Raw genomic sequence first — 14,839 nt, forward strand, 5'->3', positions numbered from 1 at the left:
CGCTCTATTCATCATCCTGATTATAAGATTACTGGGGTCTTCAGGATTTCTCTAAGCTGATTTAGCTTGTCACAGTTTTGCAGCCAGATAGCGTACAGAGGACGGGTTACTTCAACGCTGTCGCTGACCAGATTTAACCCTTCCCGCTGTGTTGCCCAGGAGACAGGTAGCCAGGCGCAACCATTCAGTTCTGGTAGCATACGTGTCACGATCTCAGCCGAACTGGTGGTTAACAGCGGAATATCATCGCTGATTAACAGCCCCGCTTCGTGCTGCTGAAAATCCGGCCCCCACTCCAGACGCAGATAGGTTAATGCCGATTTGGGGCGTGACGGCGCTGTGCAGAAGAGGGACAGATTAAACTGCCCGACAACCTGGCTGCTCATCTCATCCATTTTGGGTGATTCGGTAGTGAGCAGGAGATCCAACTGGCGTTCGTGTAGCTGCTTCACCAGAGACTGACGCTGAGCGATACGCGCTTCGAACTGCATACCGGGCTGCTCTTTGTAGAGCCGTGGTAGCCACGGTGACAGTACGCACTCCCAGAGTGAAGCGCTGGCGCCTATGGTGAATTCATTGTGCCGTGAGGTGTTTGAAACTTCCTTTTTGGCCGCCATCCAGGTATTCATCAAATTTTCCGCATAAGGGAGCAGGCGTTCGCCAGCAGCCGTAAGGCGGATATTATTGCGATGTCGGGTAAACAGGTTGACACCCAGCTGGTTTTCAAGCTGTCGGATACGAAAACTGACTGCGGATTGAGTCAGATACAACGCTTCGGCAGCTCGCCCAAAGTGGCGAGTTCTGCTCACTTCCAGGAAGGTTTTCAGTAATTCCGTATCCACGCCTTTCCCCCAAAAATCTTTTGTCGTTATGATTTAAATGTTTTGTTTTACACTCTGTCAAGCGTAACTAATACTCCGCGCCATAACTAGCTCGTCCAGGATAATCAGGAGCGTGCAGAATGGCGGAAAGCTTTTCGACGACTAATCGATTTTTCGACAACAAATTTTACCCGCGCGGGTTTTCCCGTCATGGTGACTTCACCATTAAAGAGGCCCAGTTGCTGGAGCGCCTGGGGTTCGCTTTCAATGAGTTGAACCTTGGTAAGCGTGAGCCTGCAACAGAAGCTGAAAAGCAGTTTGTGGAGGTTTGCCGCGGTCAGCGTGAACCGGCGACGGAAGAAGAGCGCGTATGGACTAAGTACATGGGGCGTATCAATCGTCCACGACGTTTCCATACCCTCTCTGGCGGAAAGCCGCAAATGGAAGGCGCTGACGATTACAGCGACTCCGATGATTAATAAATGATAAGGGCCTGTCGGCCCTTTTTTACGCCACCATTTTGCGTAGATGAATAAGTAAGCGATCGATAGCCCGATAACTCAACGCTTCCTGCAGGTGCTGGCGTTGGATTTGTGGCTGATGTTCCAAATCGGCAATCGTTCTGGCAACCCTGAGCAGACGCTGCCACGCCCGAACAGACAGTTCCAGGCGGGTGAGTGCCTCTTCCAGCCATTGGGCATCTTCTGGCAACAGCGAGCAAAAGCGACGTATCGCCTGATTATTCAGATGCGCGTTTAATTGTTTTTGACGTGCGTTCTGGTGCCTGTAAGCCTCTGTGATGCGTTCACGTACGCAAGCGCTGGTCTCCCCTTGATAATGTTGGCCTGACAGAGTGCCAGGCGGCAGAAGCGGAATTTCCAGTGACATATCGAAACGATCCAGGAAGGGGCCGGAGAGCCGGTTAATATAGCGTAACGTTTGCTGCAATCCTCCGTGGCTTTGATTTCCCTGCCAGTCACCCGAAGGGCTGGGGTTCATTGCGGCGATCAGCTGAAAGCGGGCCGGATAGCGAACTTTCGCTCGGGTGCGTGAGATGATGATCTCGCCAGACTCTATAGGTTCGCGTAAAGCTTCCAGTACCCTTCGACTAAATTCCGGCAGTTCGTCAAGAAACAGAATGCCGTTATGCGCCAGGGAGATCTCTCCGGGGCCGGGCATGGAGCCTCCGCCAACCAGCGCCGTCATCGATGCGCTGTGATGTGGGGCGCGAAAGGGACGCTGTCTCCATTGTTGATGAAGGCTATGAGGGCTAACCAGACTCAGTATTGCCGCACTTTCCAGGGCCTCAGTATTACTCAGCGGTGGTAACAGTCCCGGTAACCGGCTTGCCAGCATTGTTTTTCCGGTGCCTGGAGGGCCGAGTAATAGCAGATTATGTCCCCCGGCAGCTGCGATTTCCAGGGCACGCTTACCTTGACTCTGACCAATAATATCGCACAGATCCCGGTGTTCATTGATATGGGGGAGATGAGGGGCCCTGGGCTCTGGCAGTATTGTTTTACCTTCCAGAAAGGCGCAGACATCGGCCAACTGATGGGCGATAAAACAGCCCGGCTTCCCAATCAAACCCACCTCGTCTTCATTCTCTGCCGCGACGATCACCTGTCGGCCGGCGCGCAATCCCTCCATTGCGCCAGATATCGCGCCGGGAACGCCCCTCAGCGCGCCGGTAAGCGCCAGTTCGCCCAGAAACTCGTAGCGTTCAGGATGGCGGATACAAAGTTGCTCCGAGGCCGCCAGGAGCGCCAGAGCAATGGGAAGATCGAACCGCCCCCCTTCCTTAGGCAGGTCTGCCGGAGCCAGATTCAGGGTGATCTTACGGGCTGGAAATTGATATCCGCTATTAATAATGGCGCTGCGTACCCGATCCCGGGCCTCTTTTACGGTAGTTTCGGGTAAGCCAACCATGGTGAGCCCCGGCAGTCCCTGGCTGATATGTGCTTCGACGGTCACCTGGGGAGCAGTAATGCCCAGTGCGGCGCGTGTATGAATAATAGACAGTGTCATAAAGCCTCCCGGAATACGCCATCATGGACGATCTATGCCCGGAGGCCAGTTCGTTCTTTCCGGGTTGCGTAGTTTATTCCCGCATATCTTTACCTGTTCCGGTGTTTTCATGATTAATGTGTGCCAGATCGCGTCGTTATGGCTCCATGTCTGCTGGCGAATCATACCCGCAATGAATGAACTTTTTTCGCATCTGGCTTATTATTTGAAATATAACATTTTTTTAATAAATACTTCGTCTGCTTATGAAATGATTCATAAAAAAATCTTGTCACTTGTGTGATCTCTGTGGTAACTCTTTAGACATTACTTCGAACGAGTTTAGTGAACGAATATCTAATGAAAGCCCTTCTACTAGTGGTCAGCCTGGTCGTGATTAGCGTGGTGGTGATTATTATTCCACCGTGCGGGGCTGCACTTGGGAGAAGAAAGGCTTAAAAATCAAGCCTGAATCGAAGAGAACCCCCGCACCGAAAGGTCCGGGGGTTTTTTGTTGGTTGTAGCAATGTTTGGTGAGGAACAGAGAATGAGCAACAGTATAAAATCCTGTTTCTTCCGTAACGAGACGGGGATTTAACTATGAATGGTGCGCAGTGGGTAGTACATGCTTTGCGAACGCAGGGTGTTAACACAGTTTTCGGTTATCCTGGCGGGGCAATTATGCCGGTCTATGACGCGCTCTATGACGGCGGAGTGGAACACCTACTGTGCAGACATGAGCAGGGTGCGGCAATGGCGGCTATCGGCTATGCCCGAGCCACCGGTCATACCGGAGTCTGCATCGCGACTTCCGGCCCGGGCGCCACGAACCTGCTGACCGGCCTGGCGGATGCCTTGCTGGACTCCATTCCCGTTGTTGCTATTACCGGTCAGGTGGCTTCCCCGTTGATTGGCACCGATGCGTTTCAGGAGGTGGATGTATTGGGCCTGTCTCTGGCCTGTACCAAACACAGCTTCCTGGTACAGTCGCTTGATGAATTGCCCCGCGTTATCGCCCAGGCCTTTGAAGTCGCACAATCAGGACGTCCGGGGCCGGTTCTGGTCGATATTCCGAAAGATATTCAGGTAGCGGAAGGCGAGCCTGCGCCGCTGTTGAGCACCGTTCAGGACAGCGTATCGTTGCCGCAGGCCGAGCTGGCTCAGGCGTGGGAGATGCTGGCGGCGGCTGAGCGTCCGGTACTGTATGTTGGCGGCGGCGTCGGGATGGCCGGCGCCGTTCCGGCGCTGCGGGACTTCATGGCCGCTACCGGTATCCCCGCCACCTGTACTCTGAAAGGGCTGGGGGCGGTGGATGCTGAACATCCGGGATACCTCGGTATGCTGGGAATGCACGGAACTAAGGCGGCTAACCTGGCCGTACAGCAGAGCGACCTGTTGATTGCCGTCGGTGCCCGCTTTGACGATCGGGTTACCGGTAAGCTCAACACCTTTGCGCCGGATGCACGGGTTATTCATATGGATATCGACCCTGCAGAGATGAGCAAGCTGCGCCAGGCCCACGTAGAGCTGTGCGGCGATCTGAATCGCTTGCTGCCCGCACTGAGGCAGCCGCTGTCCATCTCTCCCTGGCAGCAGAATATTGCACAGCTGCGTGCCGAGCATGCCTGGCGCTACGATCATCCCGGCGAGGCCATCTACGCCCCTCTGTTGTTGAAGCAGCTCTCCGAGCGTAAGTCACCGCAGGCCGTGGTTACGACGGATGTGGGCCAGCATCAGATGTGGGCTGCGCAGCATATGACCTATACCAGGCCAGAAAACTTCATCACCTCCAGTGGTCTTGGCACTATGGGTTTTGGCCTGCCAGCGGCGGTAGGCGCACAGGTAGCGCGCCCGGAAGATACCGTTATTTGCATCAGCGGCGACGGTTCTTTCATGATGAATGTCCAGGAACTGGGAACGGTAAAACGCAAACAGCTGCCGTTAAAAATCCTGCTACTGGATAACCAGCGGTTGGGCATGGTTCGCCAGTGGCAGCAGCTCTTTTTCTCTGAACGCTATAGTGAAACCGACCTTTCCGATAACCCCGATTTTCTGACGCTGGCCAGCGCCTTTGGTATTCCGGGCCAGCGTATTACCCGCAAAGACCAGGTGGAAGCGGCGCTGGACGCCATGCTGAATAGCGACGGTCCTTATCTGCTTCACGTCTCGATTGATGAGCTTGAGAACGTCTGGCCGTTGGTGCCTCCCGGCGCCAGTAACTCACAAATGCTGGAGAAAGTATCATGATGCAACATCAACTTGCCGTGCAGGCCCGTTTTCGTCCAGAGACCCTGGAGCGCGTATTGCGCGTGATACGCCACCGCGGCTTTCATATCTGTGCCATGAATATGGCGCCCGGGCTGAATACGGAAAACATTAATATCGAATTGACCGTTGCCAGCCCACGACCGGTCGAATTACTGTTTAGTCAGTTAAGCAAACTGGTGGATGTCGACCGGGTCGAGATCCAGCAACCCACATCGCAACAAATACGCGCCTGAGCAGCGCCAAAGGAAGAAAAATGACAACGAAGAAAGCTGATTACATCTGGTTCAATGGTGAGATGACCCCATGGGGCGAGGCGAAAGTCCACGTCATGTCCCACGCGTTGCACTACGGAACCTCGGTATTTGAAGGTATCCGCTGCTACGAATCTCACAAAGGGCCGGTGGTGTTCCGTCATCGTGAACATATGCAGCGTCTGCGTGATTCAGCCAAAATCTATCGTTTCCCGGTTTCTCAGAGCGTCGATGAGTTGATGGAAGCCTGCCGTGAAGTGATTCGTAAAAATAATCTGACCAGCGCCTATATCCGTCCGCTGGTGTTTGTGGGCGATGTGGGTATGGGGGTTAATCCGCCGGATGGCTACAACACCGACGTGATTATCGCGGCCTTCCCGTGGGGCGCTTATCTGGGCGCCGAAGCGCTGGAGCAGGGTATTGATGCCATGGTTTCTTCCTGGAACCGTGCCGCGCCGAATACCATTCCGACCGCCGCCAAAGCCGGCGGTAACTACCTTTCTTCCCTGCTGGTCGGCAGCGAAGCGCGCCGCCACGGTTATCAGGAAGGCATCGCGCTGGACGTCAACGGCTATATCTCTGAAGGGGCCGGTGAGAACCTGTTTGAAGTGAAAGATGGCATTCTCTTTACCCCGCCGTTCACCTCTTCCGCTCTGCCGGGTATCACTCGCGACGCTATTATCAAGCTGGCGCAGGATTTGGGAATCGAAATTCGCGAGCAGGTGCTGTCCCGTGAATCCCTCTATCTGGCTGATGAAGTCTTTATGTCCGGTACCGCAGCGGAGATTACGCCGGTACGTAGCGTGGATGGCATTCAGGTCGGCGCTGGCCGCTGTGGCCCGGTGACCAAGCGCATCCAGCAGGCCTTCTTCGGTCTGTTCACCGGTGAAACCGAAGACAAATGGGGCTGGCTGGATCAGGTTAACCCCGCTAAGTAATTAAAATGATTCTGTCCGGGCGGCAAAGCATCGCCCGGACATGCAGACAGACTGGGAGTGAATAACGCATGCCAAAGTATCGTTCCGCCACCACAACACACGGCCGCAATATGGCGGGAGCCCGCGCGCTGTGGCGCGCGACCGGGATGACCGACAATGACTTCGGAAAGCCCATCATTGCGGTGGTCAACTCTTTCACCCAATTTGTTCCGGGGCATGTGCATCTGCGCGATCTGGGGAAACTGGTTGCCGAGCAGATCGAAGCCTCAGGCGGGGTGGCAAAAGAGTTTAATACGATAGCCGTAGATGATGGCATTGCCATGGGGCACGGGGGCATGCTTTATTCTCTGCCGTCGCGTGAGCTTATCGCCGACTCTGTTGAATATATGGTGAATGCCCACTGTGCAGATGCCATGGTATGTATCTCCAACTGCGATAAAATCACGCCAGGGATGTTAATGGCCTCGCTGCGCCTTAACATTCCGGTGATTTTCGTCTCTGGCGGCCCGATGGAAGCCGGGAAAACCAAACTCTCCGATCAGATCATCAAGCTCGATCTGGTGGACGCCATGATCCAGGGGGCGGATCCGAAGGTATCCGACGAGCAGAGCAATGAGGTGGAACGTTCTGCCTGTCCGACCTGCGGATCCTGTTCCGGGATGTTTACCGCCAACTCCATGAACTGCCTGACCGAAGCGCTGGGGCTTTCGCAGCCGGGTAACGGCTCGCTGCTGGCGACCCATGCCGATCGTAAGCAGTTATTCCTGAACGCCGGTAAACGGATCGTTGAGCTGACCAAACGCTACTATGAGCAGGATGATGCCAGCGCGTTGCCGCGTAACATTGCCAGCAAGGCCGCGTTTGAAAATGCCATGACGCTGGATATCGCGATGGGTGGCTCCACCAATACCGTTCTGCATCTGCTGGCCGCCGCTCAGGAGGCCGAGATCGACTTCACCATGAGTGATATCGATAAGCTGTCTCGTAAGGTCCCGCAGCTGTGTAAGGTGGCACCGAGTACCCCGAAATACCATATGGAAGACGTGCACCGTGCGGGTGGCGTTATCGGTATTCTGGGGGAGCTGGATCGCGCCGGGCTGCTGAATCGCGAGGTGAAAAACGTGCTGGGTCTCTCCCTGCCGCAGACGCTTGAGCAGTATGATGTGATGCTGACCAAAGACGATGCGGTGAAGAGCATGTTCCGCGCAGGCCCGGCGGGGATTCGTACCACCCAGGCCTTCTCGCAGAACTGTCGCTGGGAAACGCTTGATGACGATCGTGCCGAAGGCTGCATCCGTTCGCTGAAGCACGCTTACAGTCAGGACGGTGGGCTGGCGGTGCTGTACGGCAACTTCGCGGAAAATGGCTGTATCGTAAAAACCGCAGGCGTGGATGAAGGCAGCCTGAAATTTACCGGCCCGGCTAAGGTTTACGAAAGTCAGGATGATGCGGTGGAAGCTATTCTTGGCGGCAAAGTTGTGGCGGGCGATGTGGTCGTTATCCGCTATGAAGGGCCGAAAGGCGGCCCGGGCATGCAGGAAATGCTCTATCCGACCAGCTTCCTGAAGTCGATGGGACTGGGTAAGGCCTGTGCCCTGATCACCGATGGTCGTTTCTCTGGCGGTACCTCCGGACTCTCCATCGGCCACGTTTCTCCGGAAGCGGCGAACGGTGGCAGCATCGGCCTTATCGAGGATGGCGACATGATTGCCATTGACATCCCTAACCGTGGTATTCAACTGGAAGTCAGCGATCAGGAGCTGGCCGCGCGTCGTGAAGCTCAGGAAGCCAGGGGCGATCAGGCCTGGACGCCGCGGAATCGCGAACGTCAGGTCTCCTTTGCGCTGCGTGCCTATGCCAGCCTGGCGACCAGTGCCGATAAAGGCGCCGTGCGCGACAAAAGCAAGCTGGGAGGTTAACCATCATGGCTGAGTCCCAACCTCTGGGTGAGGCCCCGTGCGGGGCCGAATATCTGCGGGCGGTGTTACGCTCGCCGGTTTACGAGGTCGCACAGGTCACGCCGCTCCAGAAAATGGAGAAGCTCTCATCAAGGCTGGATAACGTGGTGCTGGTGAAGCGAGAAGATCGCCAGCCGGTGCACAGCTTTAAGCTGCGCGGCGCCTACGCCATGATCGCCGGACTTTCTGAAGAGCAAAAAGCGCGTGGCGTTATCACGGCATCGGCGGGGAACCACGCCCAGGGCGTTGCGCTCTCTTCCAGTCGCCAGGGCATCGATGCGCTGATCGTGATGCCGGTGACGACGGCCGATATCAAAGTGGATGCGGTGCGCGGTTTCGGTGGCGAAGTGCTGCTCTATGGCAATAACTTCGACGAAGCGAAAGCGAAGGCGATCGAGCTTTCTGAGCAGCAGGGCTTTACCTGGGTACCGCCGTTTGATCACCCGGCTGTGGTGGCGGGTCAGGGCACTCTGGCGCTGGAGCTGTTACAGCAGGACGCGCATCTTGACCGGGTATTCGTTCCGGTCGGTGGTGGTGGTCTGGCGGCTGGAGTGGCGGTGCTTATCAAGCAACTGATGCCGCAGATCAAAGTGATTGCGGTGGAAGCGGAGGATTCCGCCTGCCTGAAAGCGGCGCTGGAGGCCGGAGAGCCGGTAGACCTGCCGCGAGTCGGGCTGTTTGCCGAAGGGGTTGCCGTTAAACGCATTGGCGATGAAACCTTCCGACTGTGCCGCGAATATCTCGACGATATCATCACGGTAGACAGCGATGCCATCTGCGCCGCCATGAAAGATCTGTTCGAAGATGTGCGTGCAGTCGCTGAGCCTTCCGGCGCGCTGGCGCTGGCGGGTATGAAGAAATATGTGCAACAGCATGGCATTCGCGGCGAGCGCCTGGCGCATGTGCTTTCGGGCGCCAACGTTAACTTCCATGGCCTGCGCTATGTCTCTGAGCGCTGCGAACTGGGCGAGCAGCGTGAAGCTCTGCTGGCGGTCACCATTCCGGAAGAGAAGGGGAGCTTCCTGAAGTTCTGCCAACTGCTGGGAGGACGCGCGGTTACCGAGTTCAACTATCGCTTTGCCGATGATAAATCCGCCTGCATCTTTGTGGGGGTGCGGCTAAGTCGCGGGCAGGAGGAGCGCCAGGAGATTCTCGATCTGCTGGGGCAGGGCGGTTACAGCGTGGTGGATCTCTCTGACGATGAGATGGCGAAGCTGCATGTGCGCTACATGGTGGGGGGCCGCCCCTCCCGGGCACTGCAGGAGCGGCTCTACAGCTTTGAATTCCCGGAATCGCCAGGGGCGCTGCTGCGCTTCCTGCAAACCCTGGGGACTCACTGGAACATCTCGCTGTTCCACTATCGCAGCCATGGCACAGACTATGGGCGGGTGCTGGCGGCTTTTGAGCTGGGCAGCCACGAGCCAGATTTCGAAACCCGCCTGAAGGAGCTGGGCTACGAGTGCCATGAAGAGACGCAAAACCCGGCGTTTCGCTTTTTCCTGGCCTGATTAACGTACGGCAGGCTCTTTACGCTGCTGAACAATCTTCCAGAAAGCACCAATAAGCGGCTCATGCAGCCGCTTTTTTTGGGCGCAGACGCCCAGTTCAAACGGCGTCTTCTCATCGCTGCGTTCCAGCACCGTCACCCTGTTCCGTACTGGTTCCGGGCTGTTTTCCAGTACTACTTCCGGTATTAACGCCACGCCACAGCCCAGCGCTACCATAGAAACCATCGCCTCATGACCGGCAACCGTGGCGTAGATAAAGGGGTTGCTCAGCTTATGGCGACGAAACCACAGTTCGATGCGTCGCCGTACCGGGCCCTGGTCCGGCAGGATAAAAGGCACCTGGGACCAGTCCGGTTGCGATTCACTGACCTGGCTGCGTACCGGGCAGGCCAGCGCCGGGCCAATCAGCACCACCGGCAGATTCTCCAGCATGGCGAAGTCGATAGCGGCGGGCAGGGTTTCAGGTTTACCGGCAATCGCAATATCCGCTTCACCCGACAGTGCCTTCTCCACGGCGTCTGCGGCGTCACCGGTAGTCAGCTTGATTTCGACTGATGGATGCTCGGCGCGGAAGCGGTCGAGAATGGGTGGCAGATGGCTGTAGGCGGCGGTCACTGAACAAAAAAGATGCAATTCGCCGGACAGCGACGGTCCTTGTTGGGACAGGGTGTGGCGCAGTTGTTGATACTGCAACAGGGTTTGCTGGGCAAACTGGCGCAGCGATTCACCCGCTTCGGTGAGTGTCACCGTACGGTTATCGCGGATGAACAACGGCTGCCCCAGCTCATCTTCCAGCCGCTGGATCTGACGTGACAGCGTGGAGGGGCTAACGTGCATGGCTCGCGCGCTACGCCCGAAATGACGGCTTTCGGCCAGATGAAGAAAGGTTTTCAGGTCACGGAAGTCCACGGGGTTTCCCCTCCATTTCTGTGTTGCGTTATATGCAATATGACGTTGTTAATATATCAATTTGCGCAACGAATTTCCTGTCATATAGTGAGCCCATACCCCGCAGGAAAATGCGGCACGATATTCTTATGAAAAACGAACACACCACGACATCGACGGAGTTGTACAATGGCTAACTATTTCAATACGTTAAATCTGCGCCAGCAGCTGGCGCAACTGGGTAAATGTCGCTTTATGGCGCGTGATGAGTTCGCCGATGAGGCGAGCTACCTGAAAGGGAAAAAAGTGGTCATCGTCGGTTGTGGTGCTCAGGGCCTGAATCAGGGGCTGAACATGCGTGATTCCGGGCTGGATGTTTCCTATGCCTTGCGCGCTGAAGCCATCGCAGAAAAACGCGCCTCCTGGCGTAAAGCCACCGAAAACGGCTTTAAAGTGGGCACCTATGAAGAGCTGATCCCGCAGGCCGATCTGGTTATCAACCTGACGCCGGACAAACAGCACTCCGCCGTGGTGCAGGCCGTGCAGCCGATGATGAAAGACGGTGCCGCGCTGGGCTATTCCCACGGTTTTAACATCGTCGAGGTGGGTGAGCAGATTCGTAAAGATGTGACCGTCGTGATGGTGGCGCCTAAGTGCCCGGGCACCGAAGTGCGTGAAGAGTACAAGCGCGGCTTCGGCGTGCCGACCCTGATTGCGGTACACCCGGAAAACGATCCTAAAGGCGAAGGTATGGCTATCGCCAAGGCCTGGGCTGCGGCGACCGGCGGTCATCGCGCCGGGGTGCTGGAATCTTCCTTCGTTGCCGAAGTGAAATCTGACCTGATGGGTGAGCAGACCATCCTGTGCGGCATGCTGCAGGCGGGTTCTCTGCTGTGCTACGACCGTCTGGTGAAAGAGGGGGCGGATCCGGCATACGCTGGCAAGCTGATTCAGTTCGGTTGGGAAACTGTGACCGAAGCCCTGAAGCAGGGCGGTATCACGCTGATGATGGACCGCCTGTCCAACCCAGCGAAACTGCGCGCTTTCGCACTCTCTGAGCAGTTGAAAACGATTATGGCGCCGCTGTTCCAGAAGCACATGGATGACATCATCTCTGGCGAATTCTCTTCGGGCATGATGGCCGACTGGGCCAACGATGATAAGAAACTGCTGACCTGGCGTGAAGAAACCGGCGCGACCGCGTTCGAAAACGCGCCGCAGTATGATGGCAAGATCGAAGAGCAGGCATACTTCGATGAAGGCGTACTGATGATCGCTATGGTGAAGGCGGGCGTTGAGCTGGCATTCGAAACCATGGTGGATTCAGGCATCATTGCCGAGTCGGCTTACTACGAGTCGCTGCATGAGCTGCCGCTGATCGCCAACACCATCGCCCGTAAGCGTCTGTATGAGATGAACGTGGTGATTTCCGATACCGCTGAATACGGTAACTACCTGTTCGCCAACGCCGCGGTACCGCTGCTGCAGGAATTTATGACTCGTCTGCAGCCGGGTGATCTGGGTAAAGCGGCGCAGGCCGGTGCGGTGGATAACGCTCAGCTGCGTGATGTGAATGAAGCTGTGCGTGGCCATGCAATCGAGCAGGTCGGCCGTAAGCTGCGTGGCTATATGACCGATATGAAGCGTATTGCGGTAGCGGGTTAAAAGAATCCTCACCCCGGCTCTCACTGGAGGGGGCGTGAGAACACCCTCACCCCGGCCCTCTCCCATAGGGAGAGGGAGCAAACACTCATCAACGTCCCTCCAGGGGCGTTGATGCTTTTACCTCCGGTACAGCACCTTAATAATGTGCCAGCCGAATTTCGTTTTTACCGGTCCGTAAGGCTTAAGCAGCGGAGCGCTGCTGAGCACCGCTTTATCGAAGGAGGCGACCATCGCACCCTGGTGGAATTCCCCGAGATCGCCGCCGTTGCGTCCGGAAGGGCAGCTGGAATAGCGTTTAGCTAGGTGATCGAAGCTTTTCCCTTTCTCCAACTGTTCCATAATTTCCTGGGCTTTGGCTTCGGTTTTCACCAGAATATGTAGAGCCGCCGCGGTTCTGGCCATTATTTCTCTCCGTCAGATAATCACTTAGCTATAACTCTACCATCCGCTATCAATCACGGGCAGGCTTTCTGCTACAATCCTCACCCCGTTTATCTATTGAGCAGGTTGTTATGCGTCTGAATCCCGCCCAACAAGAAGCCGTCGAGTTTGTTACCGGTCCTTGCCTGGTTCTGGCGGGAGCCGGATCCGGTAAGACGCGCGTGATTACCAATAAAATCGCCCACCTGATCCACGGTTGTGGCTATCAGGCGCGCCATATTGCGGCGGTGACCTTTACCAATAAAGCCGCGCGCGAGATGAAAGAGCGTGTGGCCCAGACCCTGGGACGCAAAGAGGCTCGGGGGCTGATGATCTCCACCTTCCATACCCTCGGGCTGGAGATTATTAAGCGCGAGTATGCGGCGCTGGGGATGAAGTCCAACTTTTCGCTGTTTGACGATACCGATCAGATGGCGCTGCTGAAAGAGCTGACGGATGAGTGGCTGGAGCAGGATAAAGATCTGCTCTCACAGCTGATCTCGACCATCTCCAACTGGAAAAACGATCTGCTGATGCCAGCCCAGGCCGCCGCTCAGGCGCGTAGCGAACGCGACAAACTGTTCGCGCACTGTTACGGGCTTTATGATGCGCATCTCAAGGCCTGCAACGTACTGGACTTTGACGATCTGATCCTGCTACCCACGCTGCTGCTGCGCTGTAATGAAGAGGTGCGCGAACGCTGGCAGAATCGCATCCGTTATCTGCTGGTGGATGAGTACCAGGATACCAATACCAGCCAGTATGAGCTGGTTAAGCTGCTGGCAGGAACCCGGGCGCGCTTTACCGTAGTGGGGGATGATGACCAGTCTATCTATTCCTGGCGTGGTGCCCGGCCGCAGAACCTGGTGCTGTTGAATAAAGACTTCCCTGCGCTGCGGGTGATCAAGCTGGAGCAGAACTATCGCTCCTCTGGTCGCATTCTGAAAGCGGCCAATATTCTGATTGCCAATAACCCGCACGTGTTTGAAAAGCGGTTGTTTTCCGAACTGGGCTATGGCGTGGAGCTGAAGGTCGTTACTGCCAGCCACGAAGAACACGAAGCTGAACGGGTTGCCGGTGAGCTGATTGCCCACCACTTTATTAATAAGACCCAGTATAAGGATTACGCCATCCTTTACCGCGGCAATCACCAGTCCCGGGTGTTCGAAAAGCTGCTGATGCAGAACCGCATTCCCTACCGTATTTCCGGCGGCACTTCTTTCTTTTCGCGTCCGGAAATTAAGGATCTGCTGGCCTACCTGCGGGTACTGACGAACCCCGATGATGACAGCGCCTTTCTGCGCATCGTCAACACCCCGCGCCGCGAGATTGGACCGGCAACCCTGCAGAAGCTGGGGGAGTGGGCGAATCAGCGTAATAAAAGCATGTTTAACGCCAGCTTTGATTTAGGGCTGAGCCAGACTTTGACCGGTCGTGGCCTGGAGGCGCTACAGCGCTTCACCCACTGGCTGGGTGAAGTGGCGGGGCTTGCGGAACGCGAACCGGTGGCCGCAGTTCGCGATCTCATTCACGGTATTGATTATGAATCCTGGCTCTACGAGACCTCTCCCAGCCCGAAGGCCGCTGAAATGCGGATGAAAAACGTCAACCAGCTGTTCAGCTGGATGACTGAGATGCTGGAAGGGAGCGATCTGGAAGAGCCGATGACCCTGACTCAGGTCGTCACTCGCTTTACGTTGCGCGAGATGATGGAGCGTGGCGAAAACGATGAAGAGCTGGACCAGGTGCAGTTGATGACCCTGCATGCTTCAAAAGGGCTGGAGTTCCCCTATGTCTACCTGGTCGGTATGGAAGAAGGGCTGTTGCCGCACCAGAGCAGTATCGATGAAGATAATATCGATGAAGAGCGGCGGCTGGCCTACGTGGGCATCACCCGGGCTCAAAAAGAGCTGACCTTTACGCTCTGTAAAGAGCGGCGTCAGTATGGCGAACTGATACGGCCTGAGCCCAGCCGTTTTTTGCTGGAACTGCCTCAGGACGATCTTGTCTGGGAAACGGAACGTAAGCCGGTCAGCGCTCAGGAGCGGATGCAGAAGGGGCAGGCTAATGTCGCAAATCTGAAAGAGATGCTGGCGAAAGCGCGCGGCGGTTAAC

13 protein-coding genes are annotated in these 14,839 nt (G+C 56.1%); 9 read left to right on the plus strand and 4 right to left on the minus strand.

Going from position 1 to position 14,839, the window contains the following annotated elements; genetic code table 11:
* Positions 1-20 precede the first annotated feature (20 nt).
* A complete protein-coding gene (gene hdfR / locus FEM41_RS06485; RefSeq protein ID WP_138095209.1) occupies positions 21-842 on the minus strand; it encodes an HTH-type transcriptional regulator HdfR in 822 nt (273 codons plus the stop codon).
* 119 nt (positions 843-961) lie between these two features.
* Here hdfR and FEM41_RS06490 point away from each other — a divergent pair, with 119 nt between their 5' ends.
* Entirely contained in the window at positions 962-1,300 is a 339-nt protein-coding gene (locus FEM41_RS06490) for a MaoP family protein (RefSeq protein ID WP_138095210.1), read from the plus strand.
* A 28-nt stretch (positions 1,301-1,328) separates the two neighbouring features.
* On the opposite strand, the gene FEM41_RS06495 is transcribed toward FEM41_RS06490, so the two are convergent.
* Positions 1,329-2,849 (minus strand): YifB family Mg chelatase-like AAA ATPase, encoded by a 1,521-nt coding sequence (locus FEM41_RS06495; RefSeq protein ID WP_138095211.1) that lies wholly within the window; start codon positions 2,847-2,849, stop codon positions 1,329-1,331.
* Positions 2,850-3,188: 339 nt separating this feature from the next.
* Here FEM41_RS06495 and ilvL point away from each other — a divergent pair, with 339 nt between their 5' ends.
* From ilvL to ilvA, 6 genes are all read left to right on the plus strand, one after another.
* Positions 3,189-3,287 carry an ilv operon leader peptide gene (gene ilvL / locus FEM41_RS06500; RefSeq protein ID WP_138095212.1) on the plus strand — a complete coding sequence of 33 codons (99 nt, stop codon included), beginning with the start codon at positions 3,189-3,191 and terminating at the stop codon, positions 3,285-3,287.
* A 141-nt stretch (positions 3,288-3,428) separates the two neighbouring features.
* Positions 3,429-5,075 carry an acetolactate synthase 2 catalytic subunit gene (gene ilvG, locus FEM41_RS06505; RefSeq protein ID WP_138095213.1) on the plus strand — a complete coding sequence of 549 codons (1,647 nt, stop codon included), beginning with the start codon at positions 3,429-3,431 and terminating at the stop codon, positions 5,073-5,075.
* A complete protein-coding gene (ilvM, locus tag FEM41_RS06510) occupies positions 5,072-5,329 on the plus strand; it encodes an acetolactate synthase 2 small subunit (RefSeq protein WP_138095214.1) in 258 nt (85 codons plus the stop codon). Before ilvG ends, ilvM begins: the two co-directional genes overlap by 4 nt.
* A 20-nt stretch (positions 5,330-5,349) precedes the next feature.
* On the plus strand, positions 5,350-6,285 hold the full coding sequence (locus tag FEM41_RS06515) for a branched-chain amino acid transaminase (RefSeq protein WP_138095215.1): 936 nt from the start codon (positions 5,350-5,352) through the stop codon (positions 6,283-6,285).
* A 68-nt stretch (positions 6,286-6,353) separates the two neighbouring features.
* Complete coding sequence (gene ilvD, locus FEM41_RS06520) at positions 6,354-8,204, plus strand: dihydroxy-acid dehydratase (protein WP_138095216.1); 1,851 nt, start codon at positions 6,354-6,356, stop codon at positions 8,202-8,204.
* A gap of 5 nt (positions 8,205-8,209) precedes the next feature.
* The gene (ilvA, locus tag FEM41_RS06525) at positions 8,210-9,751 is read left to right on the plus strand and encodes a threonine ammonia-lyase, biosynthetic (RefSeq protein WP_138095217.1); all 1,542 of its coding nucleotides are present in this window, start codon (positions 8,210-8,212) and stop codon (positions 9,749-9,751) included.
* Here the strand turns inward: ilvA and ilvY are convergent, their stop codons facing one another.
* A complete protein-coding gene (gene ilvY / locus FEM41_RS06530) occupies positions 9,752-10,699 on the minus strand; it encodes an HTH-type transcriptional activator IlvY (RefSeq protein ID WP_241666620.1) in 948 nt (315 codons plus the stop codon).
* A gap of 129 nt (positions 10,700-10,828) precedes the next feature.
* On the opposite strand from ilvY, the gene ilvC reads away from it, so the two are divergent.
* Positions 10,829-12,304, plus strand: coding sequence for a ketol-acid reductoisomerase (gene ilvC, locus FEM41_RS06535; protein ID WP_138095219.1), 1,476 nt, complete (start codon positions 10,829-10,831; stop codon positions 12,302-12,304).
* 117 nt (positions 12,305-12,421) lie between these two features.
* Here ilvC and ppiC read toward each other — a convergent pair whose 3' ends face one another.
* A complete protein-coding gene (gene ppiC, locus FEM41_RS06540) occupies positions 12,422-12,706 on the minus strand; it encodes a peptidylprolyl isomerase PpiC (protein ID WP_138095220.1) in 285 nt (94 codons plus the stop codon).
* A 110-nt stretch (positions 12,707-12,816) separates the two neighbouring features.
* Here ppiC and rep point away from each other — a divergent pair, with 110 nt between their 5' ends.
* A complete protein-coding gene (rep, locus tag FEM41_RS06545; protein WP_138095221.1) occupies positions 12,817-14,838 on the plus strand; it encodes a DNA helicase Rep in 2,022 nt (673 codons plus the stop codon).
* The last annotated feature ends 1 nt before the right edge of the window (position 14,839 follow it).

The organism is Jejubacter calystegiae, from assembly GCF_005671395.1.
In the GTDB taxonomy this organism is placed as follows: Bacteria; Pseudomonadota; Gammaproteobacteria; order Enterobacterales; family Enterobacteriaceae; genus Jejubacter; species Jejubacter calystegiae.

Bases quoted from the DNA above. Each gene is read 5' to 3' on its own strand.
- FEM41_RS06490 (WP_138095210.1), top strand. From the start codon at position 962: ATGGCGGAAAGCTTTTCGACGACTAATCGATTTTTCGACAACAAATTT.
- FEM41_RS06495 (WP_138095211.1), bottom strand. From the start codon at position 2,849: ATGACACTGTCTATTATTCATACACGCGCCGCACTGGGCATTACTGCT.
- ilvL (WP_138095212.1), top strand. From the start codon at position 3,189: ATGAAAGCCCTTCTACTAGTGGTCAGCCTGGTCGTGATTAGCGTGGTG.
- ilvG (WP_138095213.1), top strand. From the start codon at position 3,429: ATGAATGGTGCGCAGTGGGTAGTACATGCTTTGCGAACGCAGGGTGTT.
- ilvM (WP_138095214.1), top strand. From the start codon at position 5,072: ATGATGCAACATCAACTTGCCGTGCAGGCCCGTTTTCGTCCAGAGACC.
- FEM41_RS06515 (WP_138095215.1), top strand. From the start codon at position 5,350: ATGACAACGAAGAAAGCTGATTACATCTGGTTCAATGGTGAGATGACC.
- ilvD (WP_138095216.1), top strand. From the start codon at position 6,354: ATGCCAAAGTATCGTTCCGCCACCACAACACACGGCCGCAATATGGCG.
- ilvA (WP_138095217.1), top strand. From the start codon at position 8,210: ATGGCTGAGTCCCAACCTCTGGGTGAGGCCCCGTGCGGGGCCGAATAT.
- ilvC (WP_138095219.1), top strand. From the start codon at position 10,829: ATGGCTAACTATTTCAATACGTTAAATCTGCGCCAGCAGCTGGCGCAA.
- ppiC (WP_138095220.1), bottom strand. From the start codon at position 12,706: ATGGCCAGAACCGCGGCGGCTCTACATATTCTGGTGAAAACCGAAGCC.
- rep (WP_138095221.1), top strand. From the start codon at position 12,817: ATGCGTCTGAATCCCGCCCAACAAGAAGCCGTCGAGTTTGTTACCGGT.